The organism is Streptomyces sp. HUAS TT11, from assembly GCF_051553595.1.
Taxonomy (GTDB): Bacteria; Actinomycetota; Actinomycetes; order Streptomycetales; family Streptomycetaceae; genus Streptomyces.
The window spans coordinates 8,009,312-8,025,959 of the sequence record NZ_CP196184.1 but is presented as its reverse complement, the minus strand read 5'-3'; the positions used below and the strand labels follow the sequence as shown (position 1 = coordinate 8,025,959).

The window sequence follows — 16,648 nt, the reverse complement described above, 5'->3', positions numbered from 1 at the left end:
CATCGAAACCGAAACGCTACGCCGGACCACCCACGTCAACATCCCGTGCACAGCGATCGGGTGACGCGCCGACATCACCAACCAACTCACAGCATTGGGCAAGACCCTGTCCGACGGGTCGTGGCCGGCGGACGCTGCGAACGAGTCGCGGTGATGAGCGTGCCACGAAAGGCGCAGGCCCGTTCTCGGCTTTGCAGTCTCTGCACCTTGTTCAGCTCTGCGGGCTCAATCCCGCCACGGCGAGCCGGAACAACCGGTCCGCCCGGCCGGCGGGGTCGGGGTAGGACTCCGTGGCCAGGACGATGCCGACGATCAACGTGATCAGGTCTGCCACAGTGACGCCTGTCGCCACCGAGCCATCCTGCACGGCGCGCCGCAGCAGAGGGTCTCCCGCTTCTTCCAGTGCCGCCGAGCAGACGTTCTCGTGCGCCGGGTCCGCCCTGGTGCTGTCATAGGTCAGCGCGGCTGCCAGTCCCCGGGCGGAGACGCAGTAGGCGACGACGTCACTCAGCCATTCCAGCATCGCGTTGCGGCTGTCGCCGCTGCCGGCCAGGTCGCGGGCGCGATTGCACAGGGCTTCGATCCGCTTCCGGGAGACCGCCTCCAGCAGTGCCTGGCGGGTGGGGAAGTGCCGGCGCACGGTCGCTGAGCCGACTCCCGCGGTGCGGGCGATCTGTTCCAGTGAGGCGCCGGCTCCATGGGCGGCGACCTCCTCCTCGGCCACGGCGAGGATGCGCGCGTAGTTGCGCCGGGCGTCAGCGCGCAACCCCTCGGGCATGGCGTCACCTCCAGGGATTGATAAGCGGCGGGGCCCGCCATATTCTAGCCGACACGAAAACGGCGGGCCCCGCCGTTTTCGTGTCGAGTATCCGAGGAGCACCATGTCCGCAGATTCCGCGCCTGTCCTGGTCACCGGCGCCACCGGCCGACAGGGTGGGGCCACCACCCGCGCGCTGCGGGCAGCGGGCGTTCCCGTCCGCGCCCTGGTGCGCGACCCCGGCACCAACCGGGCCAAGGCCGTCGAAGCGCTCGGCGTCGAACTGGCCACCGGCGATCTTCACGACCGCGATTCGGTAATACGCGCCGCCGAGGGTGCTCGCGCCGTCTTCTCCGTGCAAATGCCCGCTGTGACCGCGGAAGGCTTCGATTTCGACGGCGAGGTGGCCCAGGGCGTCAACCTCATCGAGGGCGCCATGGCCGCCGGGGTGCCGCAGTTCGTGCACACGTCGGTCACCGGAGCGGGTCAACACACCGAAACCCCCGGGTGGGCCGAAGGCCGCTGGGCTTCGATGGAACCCACCCTGGGCGCCAAAACCGCCATCCAAGACCGGCTCCGCGCGGCCGGCTTCCCCCACTGGACGCTCCTCAAGCCGGGCTTCTTCATGGAGAACTTCCTCCCGTCCATGGCGTTCCTCTTCCCGCGCGGCATCAAGGGCGGCCTCGTCAGCGTCCTGAACCCCGGGACCCACCTGTCCCTGATCGCGGTGGATGACATCGGCAAGGCAGCGGCCGCCGCCATCGCCGCGCCGGAGCGATTCGACGGAATCGAGCTGGAACTGGCCGGCGACTACCTGTCGATGACGGACATCGCCGAGACGCTCTCCCGCGCCCTGGACATGCCACTGACCGCACCGAACATGACTGAGGAGGAGGCTCTCACCGCCGGAATGCCAGCCATGGGCGCTACCCACGAGTGGCTCAACGTGGCCGCCCAGCCGGGCCGCCCGCAGTACGCCAGGGACCTCGGAATCCCCCTCACCAGCTTCGAGGTATGGGCACAGAAGCACATGCGAGCCAAGGCCTGACCCACCATCTCCGGTTCCGGTGCCGACGTGGCCCGCAGCACCATCGGCGCCTATGACGGCCCTCAGTTGGTCCAGCACCCATGCAGGGGACTACCAACACTGCCTGATCGTCAACAGTGAGGACAACGATCCCCCTCTCGCGTCGGACGACGAGCCGGAGCCGCTGAACCTCATTGCGGACATCCTCGCACTCGAGGTCACCTGGGCGATCCGCCGTCCGAACGGCTAGGGTCAGCCCTCGAAGCCGCCCCCAGAAACCCTTGAGTGCGGGACGGTTCCTGGCGTGTTGATCGCAAGCGCTGCTAGTGATTGACTCGGCCGATGAAGTTTCTGCTGACGGCGAGCGGTCTGCGCAACGAGACGCAGCGCATCGCGCTCCGGGACATGCTGGGAAAGCCGTTCACGTCGGCGAAGCTTGTCTGCATCCCCACCGCGTCCGTCGCCGAGCCAGGCGATCACGGATGGTTCGTGGAAGACCTCAGCCGCTTGCACAGCCTTGGCTGGCGGGAGCTCGACCTCCTGGAACTCAACGGTCTGCCCCGGGGAATGGTCGTGGACCGGCTCTCGCACGCAGACGTCATTTACGTCCATGGTGGCAACCCCTACCACCTCGCACGCAGCATCACCGGCAACGGCCTGGCCGACGCGTTCCTCGACGTGTTGCAGGACCGGGTCTACGTGGGCGTGAGCGCCGGATCGATGATCTTCAGCCAGCATCTCAGCGAACACTCGGCCGATGTCATCGGCGACACCGCAGACCTGCACGCGCTCGGCGCAACGACGGTGCGGCCGCCGTTCGGACTCTTCGACTGGTATCTCAAACCCCACCTGTACTCACCGCACTTCCCGGAGCGGAACGACGCCTGGGCCGATCGGATCGTCGAGCGGGCCGACTTCCCGGTCTACTTCATCGACGACGAGACGGCCATCCGCGTCCACGACGACGAGGTCGATGTGGTAACTGAGGGCCGGTGGCGTTTCCATCGAGACTAAAAGACCTCGCGGGATGGTGGTCCGGCCCGCGATACGACTGGCCCTGATGCCTGTGCACCGCGGTGCTGGTTTCTGGCCCGATATGTGGCCACGGCCAAGGCGGCTGGGATGCGGCACTGTGGTTCGGGGCACGGTCGTGGGTGGCGTTCGCCGCCTGCCTGAAGGGTATCGACGTCGAGTACGTCGGCTGACGTGGCGAGGCCCCGTCCGTGGCGTCGACAGCCGAACGGCGCTTCCGCCCAGGGCTGACGGAGGCGCGGATGAGTCGATCCTGCTTGACTGGACTTAGCGGTAGTGCTCAGTCTGTCGGTGCCGGGAGGGATCGGTGACGTCGACGCTGTCGGCCTTGGCTGCGTCGGCGACGGCCTCGGCCGCGGCTTCAGCGGCCTGCGCCGCGTCGTTGGCGGCTTTGGAAGCCATGTCGTCCGAAGACTTCTCGCGGGTGGCCGGTGACAGGGGAAGCACCTCGCTGAAGGCGCGGGATACGCCCTGGAGTGCGGAGGTGACCTCGCTGGGGATCATCCAGAAGGTGCTGCCCGAGCCTTGCGCCAGTTGCGGCAGCATCTGGAGGTACTGGTAGGCGAGCAGCTTCGGATCGGGGTCGTTACGGTGCACGGCCTGGAACACCTCGTCGATGGCCCGGGACTGGCCCTCGGCCTGGAGAATCGCAGCGCTACGATTGCCCTCCGCGCGAAGGACAGCAGCCTGTTTGTCGCCTTCAGCGGTGAGAATCTGCGACTGGCGTTGACCTTCGGCCCCGAGAATCGCGGCCCGCTTGTCCCGCTCGGCCCGCATCTGCTTCTGCATCGCGTCCTTGATGGACTGCGGGGGGTCGATGGCCTTGATCTCGACCCGGTTGACCCTGAGTCCCCACTTACCCGTGGCCTCGTCCAGCACGCCCCGGAGTTGGCTGTTGATGGCGTCGCGGGAGGTGAGGGTCTTTTCCAGGTCCATGGATCCCACGACGTTCCGCAAGGTGGTGACGGTCAACTGCTCGACTGCTTGGAGGAAATTGGCGATCTCGTAGAAGGCCGCTCGTGGGTCGGTGACCTGGAAATAAAGGACAGTGTCGATCTCGACGACCAGATTGTCCTCGGTAATGACCGGTTGCGGCTTGAAGGAGACGACTTGTTCCCGCAGGTCGATCACCGGATGAACGCGGTCAATGTAGGGGATGACGAGGTTGAGACCGGGTTTCAATGTCCGTTGGTAGCGGCCGAGTCGCTCGACGTTACGAGCGCGTGCCTGGGGCACGATACGGACCGCCCGCATCACGGTGAACACCGCGATGAGCGCGACGATCACGCCGGCGATGAGGAGCGCATCCATCGTTTCACTCCCGGGGGTAGACGAGTGCGGTGGTGCCGCTGATCTCGATGACGTCGACGGTCGTTCCGGGAGGAATCACCAGCGTCTCGTCGTAGGTGCGGGCTGTCCATTCCTCGCCGTCGATGCGGACCCTGCCGCCCAGGCCCGTCACCTCCGAAACGGCATAGGCAGTCCTGCCGACCAATGCGTCTATGCCGAACCGCTCCACTTGGGGGTGGAGCAGGTGTCGCAACGCAATGGGACGCAGGAACACCACACCGGCTACGGCGACGACGGTGAACACCAAGAATTGGAGAGGCAACGGCAGTCCGACCGCGGCGAATCCCGCGGTAACCAACGCGGCCGCACCCAGCATTCCGAGTGCAGCAGTGAGCGTGAAGATCTCCGCCATTGCCAGCACAGCTGCAGTGATCAACCAGATCAGCCATGGATCCATTGCGTGCCTCTTTTGGCTGGTGCGGGTGCGCGAATAGGCGGACGGTCACCCGTCGGCCGCCGATGCGGGGCCACGGCCCGCCAGACGGGTGCGTGCCCGTACTCTCCCCGCCGGCGTGTGCGCCCAGGATCCAGGGCCTGGGTGAGTCGTGGGTTCCCCTGCTCAGGCTGCTCTTCGAAAATCTTCAGCTGCCTGTCATCGATATACGCCACAGTTCCTCCTCTCAATGATCAGCGAGCCGGAACGGCATCCTTGCTTCCACGATCTCCCGTGTTTCGCAGCGACCGCAATCGGGACCAGCACCCATTCTGGGATCCCATAGGTAGGGACGTTTGAGCGAGACAGACGCTGGCGGTGGGGTGAGCTCAGCTCGAGGTGCCGGTGCGCGCGACGATGCACGGCGGGGGCGGTGGACCCACCTGGCGGCATGAGACGGCGGGCTGGCCGTTCACGTCGAGCGACTGCCCCGCCGGTGTCCGTCAGACCAGTTCGACCGGCAGGTCGCCGCCCTCCGCGTGCTGGATGCGGTTGATGGCGCGGCGCAAGACCCGTCCTCCTTCGGCGTAGTGTTCGCCGCCTCCATCTTCATGGCCTCGATGGTGGCCACGGTCGCCTCGGCGTCCACCTCGTCGCCCTCGGCGACCGCGAGGGTCACCACCCCCGCGAACGGCGCCGCCACGTGCCCCGGGTCGGACGGGTCGGCCTTCTCGGTGACAGGGACGTCTGAGGCGGCGGCCCTGCGCGGACCTGAATGGTCCGCAGCTGGCCGTTGAACGAGGACATCAGCGTACGCATGCCGCGCTCTTGGTCGGCGTGTGCCACCGGTGCTGGCGGGCAGGCCCCTGCGCGGTCACAGAGAGGGGTCCCCTGGTCCACCCGTTCGGCAGCACGCCGTGCCTGCGGGCCGGGGCACCTCTAGCATGCTGACTGTGCGACCCATTCTCCCGAAGATCGAGGGCGGCCGGGTACAGGGCCTCCTGCAGCTCATCGAGGACGGTATCCACCTCGTCGTCGCGGCGTTCCTCGTACTGCTCGCGGGGCTCCTGAGCGTCGGGGTCGTCCGCGACGTCATCAGGTCGATCCAGGGGCCGTACCGCGAGGAGACAGTCGTTCTCTCCGCCCTGGACAACGGCCTTGTGCTGTTCATCGTGGCCGAACTGCTCCACACCGTCCGCCTCACCATCAGGAACCAGACCCTCGACGCGGAGCCGTTCCTCGTCGTCGGCTTGATTGCCGGCATCCGCAAGGTGCTCATCGTGACGGCCGAGGCGGAGAAGTCCTTCCGGTGGAACGTCGAAGGGATCGAACTGCTCATCCTGGCGGGACTGATCCTCGTGATGGCGACAGCGGTGTACGTGTGGCGGCGCTCCACGCGGCCGGGAGACTACTTCCCGCTCAAGGACGTGGGGCGCTCTCCGTCGCCGACTTCGTCACCTTCCCCGGTGCACGGTTCCTGATCCTTCACACCTTCCGCCGCCACGGCCGCCCGCACCCGCTGCTCCTCGCGAGCAGAGCCGACGTCCCGTTCCAGGGGTGTGCGGCTCACGGCCGTCGCGAGGTCCTCCAAGGCCTGCTTCTGCAGTTCCGCCCCGCGCCGCACCACCGGGCTCCGGTCCTCGGCGGCAGCGCCCTCCCACGCGTGGAGCGCCTCCTCCACGCGCCCCCAGTCGGGATTCCTGTGCTCGCGCACGTCGGCTGCCGCCTGCGCGGTGTCCGCCTCCAGGGCCTCGGCAAACCGCTCCGCCTTGGGGGCGAAATGGCTGTCGGCTCGCGGGACATGGCTCTCCATGAGCATCGCCGCCCGGCCGAACCGCTTGAGCGCCTCCTGCGCCTCCTCCGCCTCGCGCGACGTCAGGCCCCTGGGGCGGATCGGTTCCTGCCTTGCGCGGTCGAAGGCCTCCTGCCAGGCGGCACGTGCCTCCCTGCTCGCCAGCAGGGCCCTGCGTATGTCGGCACGATGCTCGCGGGACGGCTCGGCATAGCTGCGGAGCACCGCGGCCGCGTAGCGGCCGTTGGCGGCGAGCCAGTCCGCAAGCCGGCCCGGCAGCCGCGGCGTCTCCCATGCGGGAAACACCACGTACGCCAGCATTGCCAAGGCCCCGCCGAGAAGGGTGAGAACCATCCGCTCCGGGACCGTCTGCTCCCACGCCTGGCCGCCCATGCCGAGCAGGAAGACGACGTACGCGGCGGTGAAACACTGGGAGTAGGCGTAGCCGGTACGGACCAGCGTGTACGACAGGCCCGCCGAGACCACCGCTAGCGCCCCGAACACATGGGCGTCCGGGCCCAGGGCCCGAACGATCCCGGTGGCGAGGGCGACCCCCGCCATGGTCCCGGCGAAACGGGCCACCGCGCGCGCGTACGTCCGGTGGAAGTCCGGTCGCATCACCATCACCGAGGCGATGGGCGCCCAGTAGCCGTGGCCCAGGGGTAGCCGGGCGGCGATCACATAGCCGAGCGTGGCCACCGCCGCCAGGCGGACGGCGTGCCGGAACACGGGCGAGTCCCGGCGGAGCTCACGTCGCACCGCCCGGACGACGACTGGGAGTAGACGGAACATTGTCGGGCGCATAAGGAACTGGGCGCTCGCGGGACCGTGCGGCGGGGGCGTCTTCCTGGAGGCACCGCCGCTCCTAGCGACCTCCATCGCCTCGCAGAGCAGTTCCACGAGCCGCTCGGCGGCCTGCCGGGCGGGCCCCTCCAGTACCTCGTGCTCCTCGTCCACGCGCAGAACGTCCGCGCTTTCGGGCGGCACGCTGGCGGGGGTGCCGCGGCGAATCGAACGGGCGGCCGCGTCGAGGACGTCGGCGGCCGCTTTGAGCAGCTCCCGCGCGCGGTCCCGTCCGGGTCCCTCCGCCGGGGCGCCGACGTCCGGGTCGGCGAGCGCGGCGACGACCGGCCGAATGCGCTCGGCGAGGCCCCGGGGGCCGTGGAGGACGGGGGGACGGGTGCGGGCTTGTGACGGCGTCACGGCGGCCGCGTCCCGGGCTGTCATCAACGGCTCCGGGTCGAACGGGGCGGTCGGGTCGTGCCGCAGCCGGCGGGCGTAATCCGCCACAGCGGCCAGGGCGTCAGCGAGTGCGTCACGATGTGCCCCCCAACGGCGGATCGGGAACAGCAAGATCAGCACGGCCTGCGCCACGCCTCCGAGCGCGATGACCCCGGCATGCTCCAGGGCTCCGCCGCCGCTCGTGGGCAGGGTGATGGTCACAAGCATGCTGCCGACCGTCGTCGCTGCGACGATCCCGGCGGTCGATCCCACGGCCCACGCCATGCCCGCGAGGAAGGCCCATACGGCCAGCAGAGGGAGGAACGTCACGAGTCGCCCTGCCGCGAGGTAGCCGACGAAGGTGCTGAGCGCCAGACCCGCCCCCGCGCCGAGCGCGATCACCTTGCGTGGACGCCAGGAGCGCTGGAAAGTGGCCCCACCTGCGGAGTAGGCGCCGAGGGCTGCGGACGCGGCGTATGCAGGGGAGACCAGCCACAGGGCCGGCCCGATGACGATCGCCACTCCGGCGGCCGTGCGCAGCGCGAGCAGGGGCTCCAGCCGCGTCTCCTCGATCGTGAGCCCCGATCGTGCGACCTCCGCGAAGGCCCGCAGCCACGTCACGGGTGTGAGCCTAGCCGGGACGCCCTACCGGGTCGCGTTGGCCGCGCCGCCTCTTTGGCTGCGCTGTGCCCGGCGTGCGTGTGGCCCAGGGCCGACGTGCACTCACAAACCGGCATCCGCGCGTACAGGGTGACCACACCCCTAGCTTCGCCTGTTCAGTCCCGGCGTCGGAGCTGCCCTGCCCGGACAACACCCGTCCCGTCAGCGCCATGATCACGCGCCGGAGCACATCGCGCTGCCGCTGCCCTTGCTCAGCCTGAGGCGCGTCTTCCACCGACCGATACGGGGGTGCACCTGCCCGAGAAATCCGGCAACTTGCAAGGCTCTACTACGGGCGTTTGGCCCGGGCCTGCGCCAACGAGGGCCTCAACTTGGCCGTCTCCGTTGACTCCACGATCGTGTGCGCTGGTTCAGGTCATCCACGATCGTGTGCGCTGGTTCAGGTCCGACCGGGTCCGGGCGATCGCCGCCTGTCTGCCTCGGCCGGTGCCGCGGCGATCGCCGCCCGTCTGCCGGACCGGTCCGGAGGGGGAGCAGGCGGACGGCGGCCCTCGGGTCCCTTACCGTTTCTGGCCGTTGCCGTGTCCGTTGGGATGCAGGACCACCTTGGTCCAGCCCTCGTCACGGGCGTCGAAGTGCTCGTAGGCGATGGGGGCCTCGTCCAGGCTGAGTTCGTGGGAGACGATGAAGCTCGGCTTTGCCTTCCCGCCGGCGATCAGATCCCGCAGCGCGCGGTTGTACTTCTTCACTGGCGCCTGCCCGGTGCCCATGTGCTGGCCCTTGAACCACATCATGCCGAAGTCGATCGGGACCTTGCCCTGCGCCTCCAGCTCCCCCTGGGCCTCGGCGCCGCCGGGGTCCTCGGGCAGGAACACGCCCACCACGCCGATGTCGCCCGTGAACCTGACCGAGTCGATCAGTCCGTTGAGCGTGAGGCTGGCGTCCTCGTGTCCCTCTGGGTCGTGTGCCTGGTAGCCGACGCACTCACAGCCGTTGTCAGCGCCCAGACCGATGGTGGCCTCCTTGACGACCTCCGCCGGGTTCTGCTCGGCGGTGTTGATCGGGATGGCCCCGATCTCCTCCGCCTTGCGCAGCCGGTCGGGCTGGTGGTCGGCTACCCAAACGCGGCCGGCGCCTTTGAGGAGGGCGGAGTAGGTCGCCATCAGCCCAACGGGACCGGCCCCGAAGACGATCGTCTGGTCACCCGGTTTGACGTGGGCCATCTCGGTGGCGTGATAGCCGGTGGGGAAGATGTCGGCGAGCATCACATAGTCGGTCTGCCGCTCGGCGGCGTCCTCACCCAGTCGCAGCGCGTTGAAGTCGCCATAGGGCACGCGCAGCAGTTCCGCCTGGCCGCCCTGGTACGGGCCCATGTCGGCGAATCCGTAGGCGGCTCCGGCAAGGGCCGGTTCCGGCTGCATGGTCAGGCAGTAGTTGGTCAGACCCCGCTCACACTGCTTGCAGAAGCCGCAGGCGATGTTGAAGGGCAGAACCACATACTGGCCGACCTGGACCTTGCGGACGGCCGAGCCGACCTCCACGACCTGGCCCATGTTCTCGTGTCCCAGGGTGCGACCAGACTCGAACGAGGTGCGGCCCTCGTACATGTGCAGGTCCGAACCGCAGATGTTGGTGGTGGTGATCTTGACGATGATGTCGCAGGGGTGTTCGATCTTCGCGTCCGGTACGTCCTTCACCGTGACCGTTCGCGGGCCTTCGTATACCGCTGCCTTCATGATGGCTTCCTTCGTTGCCGCGGCATGAGCGCAGCACGGCGGTGGTGGAGACGGCGTAAAGAGCCAGACTCCCGAAAGTTGGTACGACGGAGTCCATGGCTCCGCCATGCCTGTGTGGGCCGTTCACACGGTTCAGGTGGAACGGTGGTGGCGCCGCCGGCCAGCCAGGCGAGGCTTGGGCGCTGCGGCGGCGTGCCTTCCGGGTCCCCCTCGACTCCCGACGCGAAACGGCCACGCACCGACCGACCCGGAATCTTCGGACCCCGGACGACCACCGCCCAACCCGCCCAGGTCACAGCTAGTCACTGTGACCGTTCTGGAGCATGTGGCGACGTTCCTGTTCGCGCTTGGAGTAGGCAGCTGCCCGGATCGCCTCATCGCTCTCCAAACCGGATCCCAGCGCGCCGCCCACGGTGGCGACCGAAGCGACGAACCATGACAACGTCAAGTATTCCGTGGCGTGCAATGGTGTTCGTGTCACAGAAGCGAACACTCGGCCGTTGATGATGAACAGAGCCCACACCAAGTTGATAACGATCAAACCCCCGTAGCAGACAAGCACCCCGAGGCCCACGGTCATGACGGTCGAGGCGTTGTAGAGCCCCGCCCTCTGCCTCGCCTCCCGCGAGACCTCTGTTGGTCGATGCCATAGCTGCGCGTCTACGATCAGCCAGCCGATCATGAGCCCGACAGAGCCGACCGTGGCGATCACGAGGCGTGGCATGCTCAGGGTCTCGGCCAGGCTCCAGATGGTGGAGTTCACGGTGGCGACCGCTCCCGTGGCGAGTGCGGCCGCCAGGGCTTTCGACAAGCCCGGTACCAACCGCCATGGCCGGTTGGCGCGGACCATACCGAAGAGCACCCTCAGGTAACCGCGCGGCCCGCTGACGACGTACCGAAAATCAGCGGTCTCCTCCTCACCGACCGGGCCCGGGTGAATAGGCGCGAGACGACTGGCGAAGGGCCTCAGAAGCGGCTGACTCTGCGGAGGTCCGTCAGCCCCAGTGGCCCGCGGGCCCGCCAAGCCAAGCACGGCTTCTTCCACCGCCCGCCGAGCCCTCGTCTGCAGACGCAAGCCCCCCAGCGGAGGAAGAGACAGCAGCGCCAAGCCGTGTTCGTGACTCAGATCCACAACGAGCTTGCGCCCGTGTGAGTGCAGCGGAAGATCGGTGAGGGCCACGACAATGTCCCAGTTCTCCGCTCTTCCGCGCTCCATGATCCGGCGCATCAAGGTGGGCGGGTCCTCGGTTCCTGCGGTGAATGGCTCACTGATCACCTCGACGTCGAACCGTCGCCCGTGGCCTGACTTGTCAGCGAGCCGAGTAGGAAGTGTCTGGGCCATGCGCTGCGCGATCTCCGTCGGCGCGTCCGGATCCGCCAGGAGAGCCACGACCGTAACGCCCTGAGACGACACCCGCATGACTCCTTCTCGTCGGCTGCCCCCGCGATCGCAAGTGCCCACAGGATGCCCGCGAGGTAAGGACGACGCCGCGTGACACGCTGGCCCCCGCCAGCAGGCACAGGCGGTACGGTCAGATCTCCTCGTCCTCCTCGTACAGGGCCTGCTCCCACCACCGGGCCACGGTCCCGTGCGCCACCGCGAACACTCGCTCCGCGCGACCCCGGCCCACACCGCACGCCGCGCCACCAGCCATCCCTCTTCGGTGTCCGGCCCGGCAGTAACGGCTCGATCCGCGCCCACTGCGCGTCAGCCAACGGGACACCCGGACCAACGATCCGATGATCCAAACGCACGGCTCACCTAGCTAGGCGGGATGGTCCGCGTCGACCGGCCCGGGCTGCCGTGCTCCGGCTTCTCCCGAGCGCTCGCCGACGTGGTCACCCCGCGGCGTTCGGCCCATCAACAGCGACATCTTGCGGGTCACCTTTACGTGGTGCCGCTCCGCGACGGCTGGCTGGCTGGCTGGTACACCACGAACTGTGGGACCGTCAGCGCGACGGGATCGCTCGGCACCAGGCCCGCCTGTTCAACCTCGTCACCATTGGCATTGGCTGCCTGCACGCCACGCTGTGAGTGCTCGTCCATATCAACGGGCGTTCCTGGTCGCACCAGAGTCGTTGCGCCTGGTCGTCGGGCACCAGCCCGATGCCGGTTATCACCTCTGCCTCCGCCCGGTTCATCACGTCCATGGGAACCGGCGGCCGTGCCATGGGCGCAGGTGGGACGGCAGCGGATGGGCCGGGCCGCCTACGGGGTCCGTCACAGTGAGGGTGAGCGCCGGGACACGGGCCGGCCCGCCACCGGCCAACCCCCGTCGGGGCCTGTTGTGCGGACCAGGTTGCCCGTCTTTTCCCGGTGCTCGTGCACGAGGCGGATCGCCATGGCACCCTCACCGGTCGCTGAGGCCACCCGCTTGACCGAGCCGCTCCTGACGTCGCCAGCGGCGAAGACCCCGGGAAGCGTGGTCTCCAGCAGCAACGGACCGCGTCCGAGTGCGGCCCACCGGGTCGCGTCGGCCACGCCCTGGGCGTCGGCGCCGGTAAGGACGAAGCCCTTCTCGTCCAGGGCAAGCACGCCCCTGAGCCATTCCGTGCGCGGCCGGGCCCCGATGAACACGAACAGCGCAGCGGCCCGCAACTCCCCGAGCTCACGGCTGGCGTTGTCCTCGACCGTAAGCGTCTCCAGTTTCTCCTCCCCGGAGAGGCCCCGGACTTCGGTGTGGAGCAGTACCTCGATCTTCGGGTGCCGTTCCACCTGGTCGACCAGGTAGCGCGACATGTCCGCGTTGAGGTTGCCGCCCCGGACGAGGAGGTGGACTTTGGACGCGTGGTTCGCGAGGAACAGCGCCGCCTGCCCGGCGGAGTTTCCGCCGCCGACCACGGCGACTGGATCCGCCTGGCAGAGACTGGCCTCGTGGACGGTCGCCGCGTAGTAGACGCTGATGCCCTCCAGGCGGTCCATGCCGGGTATCTCGAGCCTGCGGTACCGCACTCCTGAGGCGAGAACCACGGCGCTCGCCCGGGTCCGAGAGCCGTCCGTGAAGGTGACGACGTACTCATCGTCCTGCGGGGTGAGCCCGTTGACCTGGGCCGGCACCATGATTCGGGCACCGAACTTGCGGGCCTGGAGGACCGCGCGTTCGATGAACTCGCCACCGGAGATGCCCGACGGGAAGCCGAGGTAGTTCTCGATGCGAGACGTAGTACCGGCCTGGCCTCCGGTGGCCACAGCGTCGACGGTCACCGTGGTGAGGCCGTCGGAGGCACCGTACACGGCGGCGGCCAGTCCCGCGGGGCCCGCACCGACCACCACCACGTCGCACTGCCCGGTCTCCGGCGAGGGGGCGGGCAGCCCGATGAGCCGGGCGAGGTCGGCGTTGCTCGGATTGCGCAGCACCCGCTCGCCCTTCCAGATGACCACCGGAGTCTCCTCAGGACGGATGGAGAACCGACGCAGCAGCGCTTCCGCCTCCTTGTCCTTCTCCAGATCCACCCAACGGTGGGGCAGCCGGTTGCGGGCGGCGAACTCACGCAGCCGCAGCGTGTCCGGTGAATAACACGACCCCAGAATCCGAAAGCCGACACCGAGGCCAATAAGCAGATACCTGCGGCCCAGGTAAGCGCGGAGGATCAGGTCGCCGAGGACGGGATCGCGGCCGACCAGAGCACGTTGCCGCTCCACCGGTACCGCCAGGATCTCGCCCGCCTCGCGCACCACGGCGGTATCGAACGCCGCCTGACCCTCCAGCAGCCCGAGTTCACCCAGGAACCTGCCGGGTCCGTGCACCGCCACCGTGCGCTCGTCGGGCCCCCCGTGGTCTTCGAGGATCTCGACGCTCCCGCTGAGGATCGCGAGGAACTCCCGGAACGGCTCGCCCTCGCGGTACAGCACCTCGCCCTCGGCGGTCCTGCGGCGCTCACCGTGCGCAGTCAGGTCCTCCAGTTGCTCCGGTGCCAAGCACGGGAAGGCCCCGTGCCGGTCCGGTGTCTCGCGAACCGCACCATGTTTGTGCTCGGCCGTGCTCATCAGACCATCGCCTCGTGGACGTAGCACCAGCGCCAGTCCTCTCCCGGCTGGAAGGACTGCACAACGGGGTGACCGGCGCTGTCCGCGTGCCGCCTGGCGTGCTTGAGGGGCGAGGAGTCGCAGCAGCCGACGTGGCCGCAGGTGAGGCAGAGCCGCAGGTGCACCCAGGGGGAATGCTCCATCAGGCACTCCTCGCAGCCCTCCGGGGTACGAGGAGTCACTGGGCGCACCATCTCCAGGTGCGGGTCGGGAATCGTGACCATGAGGGTGCTCCTTCCGTGGGCGGGACCGCTCGGCCGCGGCCCGCGATGGTCTCCTCCACTCAGCGGCTCAGCTCCGGGGCGAGGACGCCCGGCCGGACATCCCCACTGCCGTATCGAGCAGGGCCAGGGTCGGCACCGCCACGACTTGGAACCGCTGCGCGAGCGCCGGCGACCGGTCGATATCGACCTTTTGACGACCTTGAACTCGACAGGCCGGTGCCCGAGTTCAGCTCGGGCCTGACTCATTCCACAGCCTCGAACAACCGCTGCAGCGCGGGTGGGGGCCTTGCGCAGCTCGTTGCCGTTCTCCTGCTGGAACTTGTCGGCGGGTGGTCCACCAGGCGCCGTCCGGAGCCTTCGCCGCACAGGATGCTGTGGCTCCCCGTGGACCGCACATCGACCAGGCCATCGCTGAAGACGGAAGGCGACGAGCAGGGTCGACGCAAGACGCCGGCCCGCGCGGCGCGCCGTTCCGGTCGGGCACTCGGCGACAAGCAGGTGACAACCGCCGCGTAGAAGCGGCCCCTGCCCGACCGAGACTCGGAGGAGTTCGACCGCGGACGCGGCACTCTGCGGGGCCCTGGGCCGCCTGGCGCTGATGGTGGAACTTTGGCGGCGCAGCGCCCTGCACGTGGAGAGGTCCTGGAGCAGGCCGGCAGGATCATTGCGGCAGCCGAGGAGGCATAGCGGTGACGCTGTTTAGCGGTGGCCTGCGCCGCCGGGTCCGGTTGCCACTCACAACAGCAGGTCGAAGAGGGCTCGGGCCTCGTCCCAGTGCTGGGTCTGGGGGTTCTTCAGGTCGGGGTGGAGGATCTTGAAGGTCTGGGCAAGGGCCAGGCTGAGTCCGCCGATGACGTCCGGATAGGCCGCCTCGGTCTCCTCGTCGGGCGTCCGGTCCAGAGCGGGGTGGGTGGCGAGTTGTTCTAGGATCGGCTTGAGTTCTACTTCCTGGTCGATCTTCTGGAAGTGGTGAATGCTCTCCTGCAAGCCTTTCGTGATCGGTAGGTCACAGGTCCGGATGATGTCGCGCCCGTTGGCCTTGGCAGTGGCCTGGGCGACAGTCAGCAGATCGTAGAGCTTGGCGTCGACGAAGTCGCTATAGCGCTTGAGATCGTTCTTGTCGACGTCCAGGCCCGCGGCCGCGCGGAAGAATCTTTCGAACCTGGCGATGGACATCACGGTCATGACGGCAACCTCCGGTTGCGGGCGCCGGGTTGGCTCCCGGCGCCTGGGCTTCCCAGTCAGCCTGGCCGACGGGACGCGGGAACGCATGCGCATGTCGGGACCAATAAGCCTCCCTGAATTAACCTGCCAGGCCCAGGCGTCCCATTGCCCCGGTAATTGGACGGGCGTGTGATACCCGCGAGTATGGCCATTTTTGGTACCTTGTTCGTGCTGGCTGGCCTTGCGCACCGTGCCGTCCCCCCGTTCCTGGCCGGGCGGTTCGGTTGCCGAGCGGCTACAGAAGTACGGATGCCAGTGATTTCGGCAGACTGGATTTGAGGTGGTCCCACTCGCCTTCGCTGACGTGGCGTTCCAGAGCCTCCAGCACGGTGTGCACGACTCGTTCGATACCACCGTCGACCGCGTAGGGAAAGTCGTCCCGGACACGCTGGAGGAATTCCTCGCCGCTCAGTTTCACTGGAGTCTCGGACGGCCTCCATCCGTCGTAGTAGATGCCGCGGATCAGGGTCGGAAGCTGCGCCCCGAAGTGCGCAGCCCCGTCGACGGAGAGCCGGTCCCGTAGCGGGTGCAGGACTGCGCGTAGTGCGGCGTACGACTGCTTCCGGCGGTCCTTGGGCCATCCGTTGGCCTGCTCGATTTCCCTGAGGAGCCGGTTAGCCCTATCCACCATGGTGTCGAATGAGGAGAAACTCGTTTCGGTCATCTCAAAGCCACTTTCGCTCCCGGAGCGCTCGGCGGCGCCGGACCGTTGTCCCGCACCGCCGAGCTCCTCGGCTCAACGACCGCCGCTCTCGCCGCGCTCGCCGCTCTCGGTGATCTGGACGTGACGGGGCTTGGCGACCTCCGCCTTGGGAACGGTGACCGTAAGCACACCGCCCGACATCTCCGCTGTGACCTTTTCGGCGTCCACCTCTCCGGGCAGCCGCAGCCGGTACTCGAAGACACCGGTCCGGCGGGTACCACGTCGCAGGACGCCCTTGCGCTCCTTTTCCTTGATCTCTCCGGTGACCACCAGTTCCTGTCCGTGGGCCTCGACGTCGATGTCCTTGCTCTTGACGCCAGGGAGTTCGATCTCGACCTCGAAGGCGTCATCGGTCTCCATGACGTCCGCGAGGGGGGTCCACGCGGCCGCGGGCGCGGCGCCGCCCACCGTGGATTCGAGCAATCCGCTCATCTGGTTGAGCAGCTCGTCGAATTCCATCAGCGGATTGCGGGCCCACCCGACGGGCCGCTCCGTCGTTCCGCCACCGCGGTGGCGCCGAACGGGCAAGGTCATCGCCCATCACCTCCGTCTTCTCGTGGG

At 68.2% G+C, this 16,648-nt stretch carries 16 protein-coding genes and 2 pseudogenes; 4 read left to right on the top strand and 14 right to left on the bottom strand.

Going from position 1 to position 16,648, the window contains the following annotated elements; genetic code table 11:
• Positions 1–211: 211 nt before the first annotated feature.
• Entirely contained in the window at positions 212–778 is a 567-nt protein-coding gene (locus ACSHXN_RS36035; RefSeq protein ID WP_355130192.1) for a TetR/AcrR family transcriptional regulator, read from the bottom strand.
• Positions 779–881: 103 nt separating this feature from the next.
• On the opposite strand from ACSHXN_RS36035, the gene ACSHXN_RS36030 reads away from it, so the two are divergent.
• From ACSHXN_RS36030 to ACSHXN_RS36020, 3 genes are all read left to right on the top strand, one after another.
• The gene (locus ACSHXN_RS36030) at positions 882–1,805 is read left to right on the top strand and encodes an NmrA family NAD(P)-binding protein (protein ID WP_355130194.1); all 924 of its coding nucleotides are present in this window, start codon (positions 882–884) and stop codon (positions 1,803–1,805) included.
• 52 nt (positions 1,806–1,857) lie between these two features.
• The gene (locus tag ACSHXN_RS36025) at positions 1,858–2,034 is read left to right on the top strand and encodes a hypothetical protein (protein ID WP_355130196.1); all 177 of its coding nucleotides are present in this window, start codon (positions 1,858–1,860) and stop codon (positions 2,032–2,034) included.
• Positions 2,035–2,126: 92 nt separating this feature from the next.
• Positions 2,127–2,798, top strand: a complete 672-nt coding sequence (locus tag ACSHXN_RS36020) for a Type 1 glutamine amidotransferase-like domain-containing protein (RefSeq protein ID WP_355130197.1) — start codon at positions 2,127–2,129, stop codon at positions 2,796–2,798.
• A 285-nt stretch (positions 2,799–3,083) separates the two neighbouring features.
• Here ACSHXN_RS36020 and ACSHXN_RS36015 read toward each other — a convergent pair whose 3' ends face one another.
• The 3 genes and pseudogenes from ACSHXN_RS36015 to ACSHXN_RS36005 all read right to left on the bottom strand — a co-directional run.
• Positions 3,084–4,127, bottom strand: a complete 1,044-nt coding sequence (locus tag ACSHXN_RS36015; RefSeq protein ID WP_345550895.1) for an SPFH domain-containing protein — start codon at positions 4,125–4,127, stop codon at positions 3,084–3,086.
• Between the two features lie 4 nt (positions 4,128–4,131).
• Positions 4,132–4,563, bottom strand: a complete 432-nt coding sequence (locus tag ACSHXN_RS36010; RefSeq protein ID WP_355130200.1) for an NfeD family protein — start codon at positions 4,561–4,563, stop codon at positions 4,132–4,134.
• A 479-nt stretch (positions 4,564–5,042) separates the two neighbouring features.
• Positions 5,043–5,385: pseudogene (locus ACSHXN_RS36005) on the bottom strand (biotin/lipoyl-containing protein); the annotation flags it as partial.
• Positions 5,386–5,483: 98 nt separating this feature from the next.
• Here ACSHXN_RS36005 and ACSHXN_RS36000 point away from each other — a divergent pair.
• Complete coding sequence (locus ACSHXN_RS36000; protein ID WP_355130202.1) at positions 5,484–6,020, top strand: phosphate-starvation-inducible PsiE family protein; 537 nt, start codon at positions 5,484–5,486, stop codon at positions 6,018–6,020.
• Here the strand turns inward: ACSHXN_RS36000 and ACSHXN_RS35995 are convergent.
• The 10 genes and pseudogenes from ACSHXN_RS35995 to ACSHXN_RS35950 all read right to left on the bottom strand — a co-directional run bounded on the left by ACSHXN_RS35995 (position 5,994) and on the right by ACSHXN_RS35950 (position 16,621).
• A pseudogene (locus ACSHXN_RS35995) lies at positions 5,994–8,173 on the bottom strand (FUSC family protein). The gene ACSHXN_RS36000 and the pseudogene ACSHXN_RS35995 overlap by 27 nt on opposite strands.
• 560 nt (positions 8,174–8,733) lie before the next feature.
• Positions 8,734–9,909 carry a glutathione-independent formaldehyde dehydrogenase gene (locus ACSHXN_RS35990; RefSeq protein WP_355130206.1) on the bottom strand — a complete coding sequence of 392 codons (1,176 nt, stop codon included), beginning with the start codon at positions 9,907–9,909 and terminating at the stop codon, positions 8,734–8,736.
• A 298-nt stretch (positions 9,910–10,207) separates the two neighbouring features.
• Positions 10,208–11,329: a hypothetical protein gene (locus tag ACSHXN_RS35985; RefSeq protein ID WP_356292228.1), complete on the bottom strand. Its 1,122-nt coding sequence runs from the start codon at positions 11,327–11,329 to the stop codon at positions 10,208–10,210.
• A 112-nt stretch (positions 11,330–11,441) separates the two neighbouring features.
• Positions 11,442–11,564 (bottom strand): hypothetical protein, encoded by a 123-nt coding sequence (locus tag ACSHXN_RS35980; RefSeq protein ID WP_355130210.1) that lies wholly within the window; start codon positions 11,562–11,564, stop codon positions 11,442–11,444.
• Between the two features lie 233 nt (positions 11,565–11,797).
• Positions 11,798–11,956: a hypothetical protein gene (locus ACSHXN_RS35975; RefSeq protein ID WP_355130212.1), complete on the bottom strand. Its 159-nt coding sequence runs from the start codon at positions 11,954–11,956 to the stop codon at positions 11,798–11,800.
• A gap of 174 nt (positions 11,957–12,130) precedes the next feature.
• Entirely contained in the window at positions 12,131–13,897 is a 1,767-nt protein-coding gene (locus ACSHXN_RS35970; protein WP_355130214.1) for an FAD-dependent oxidoreductase, read from the bottom strand.
• On the bottom strand, positions 13,897–14,160 hold the full coding sequence (locus ACSHXN_RS35965; protein ID WP_345550903.1) for a UBP-type zinc finger domain-containing protein: 264 nt from the start codon (positions 14,158–14,160) through the stop codon (positions 13,897–13,899). The genes ACSHXN_RS35970 and ACSHXN_RS35965 overlap by 1 nt, the downstream gene beginning before the upstream one ends.
• A 735-nt stretch (positions 14,161–14,895) precedes the next feature.
• Positions 14,896–15,345 carry a DUF1931 family protein gene (locus ACSHXN_RS35960; protein WP_331268628.1) on the bottom strand — a complete coding sequence of 150 codons (450 nt, stop codon included), beginning with the start codon at positions 15,343–15,345 and terminating at the stop codon, positions 14,896–14,898.
• A gap of 274 nt (positions 15,346–15,619) precedes the next feature.
• Positions 15,620–16,048 (bottom strand): DUF2267 domain-containing protein, encoded by a 429-nt coding sequence (locus ACSHXN_RS35955; protein WP_355130216.1) that lies wholly within the window; start codon positions 16,046–16,048, stop codon positions 15,620–15,622.
• Between the two features lie 72 nt (positions 16,049–16,120).
• The gene (locus ACSHXN_RS35950) at positions 16,121–16,621 is read right to left on the bottom strand and encodes an Hsp20/alpha crystallin family protein (protein ID WP_345550906.1); all 501 of its coding nucleotides are present in this window, start codon (positions 16,619–16,621) and stop codon (positions 16,121–16,123) included.
• Between the last annotated feature and the right edge of the window lie 27 nt (positions 16,622–16,648).

Coding starts and splice junctions, on each gene's coding strand:
- ACSHXN_RS35975 (WP_355130212.1), bottom strand. CDS start 11,956: ATGGACGAGCACTCACAGCGTGGCGTGCAGGCAGCCAATGCCAATGGT.
- ACSHXN_RS35990 (WP_355130206.1), bottom strand. CDS start 9,909: ATGAAGGCAGCGGTATACGAAGGCCCGCGAACGGTCACGGTGAAGGAC.
- ACSHXN_RS35985 (WP_356292228.1), bottom strand. CDS start 11,329: ATGCGGGTGTCGTCTCAGGGCGTTACGGTCGTGGCTCTCCTGGCGGAT.
- ACSHXN_RS35965 (WP_345550903.1), bottom strand. CDS start 14,160: ATGGTCACGATTCCCGACCCGCACCTGGAGATGGTGCGCCCAGTGACT.
- ACSHXN_RS35950 (WP_345550906.1), bottom strand. CDS start 16,621: ATGACCTTGCCCGTTCGGCGCCACCGCGGTGGCGGAACGACGGAGCGG.
- ACSHXN_RS36010 (WP_355130200.1), bottom strand. CDS start 4,563: ATGGATCCATGGCTGATCTGGTTGATCACTGCAGCTGTGCTGGCAATG.
- ACSHXN_RS35955 (WP_355130216.1), bottom strand. CDS start 16,048: ATGACCGAAACGAGTTTCTCCTCATTCGACACCATGGTGGATAGGGCT.
- ACSHXN_RS36035 (WP_355130192.1), bottom strand. CDS start 778: ATGCCCGAGGGGTTGCGCGCTGACGCCCGGCGCAACTACGCGCGCATC.
- ACSHXN_RS36025 (WP_355130196.1), top strand. CDS start 1,858: ATGACGGCCCTCAGTTGGTCCAGCACCCATGCAGGGGACTACCAACAC.
- ACSHXN_RS36030 (WP_355130194.1), top strand. CDS start 882: ATGTCCGCAGATTCCGCGCCTGTCCTGGTCACCGGCGCCACCGGCCGA.
- ACSHXN_RS35970 (WP_355130214.1), bottom strand. CDS start 13,897: ATGAGCACGGCCGAGCACAAACATGGTGCGGTTCGCGAGACACCGGAC.
- ACSHXN_RS35960 (WP_331268628.1), bottom strand. CDS start 15,345: ATGACCGTGATGTCCATCGCCAGGTTCGAAAGATTCTTCCGCGCGGCC.
- ACSHXN_RS36020 (WP_355130197.1), top strand. CDS start 2,127: ATGAAGTTTCTGCTGACGGCGAGCGGTCTGCGCAACGAGACGCAGCGC.
- ACSHXN_RS36015 (WP_345550895.1), bottom strand. CDS start 4,127: ATGGATGCGCTCCTCATCGCCGGCGTGATCGTCGCGCTCATCGCGGTG.
- ACSHXN_RS36000 (WP_355130202.1), top strand. CDS start 5,484: ATGCTGACTGTGCGACCCATTCTCCCGAAGATCGAGGGCGGCCGGGTA.
- ACSHXN_RS35980 (WP_355130210.1), bottom strand. CDS start 11,564: ATGGCTGGTGGCGCGGCGTGCGGTGTGGGCCGGGGTCGCGCGGAGCGA.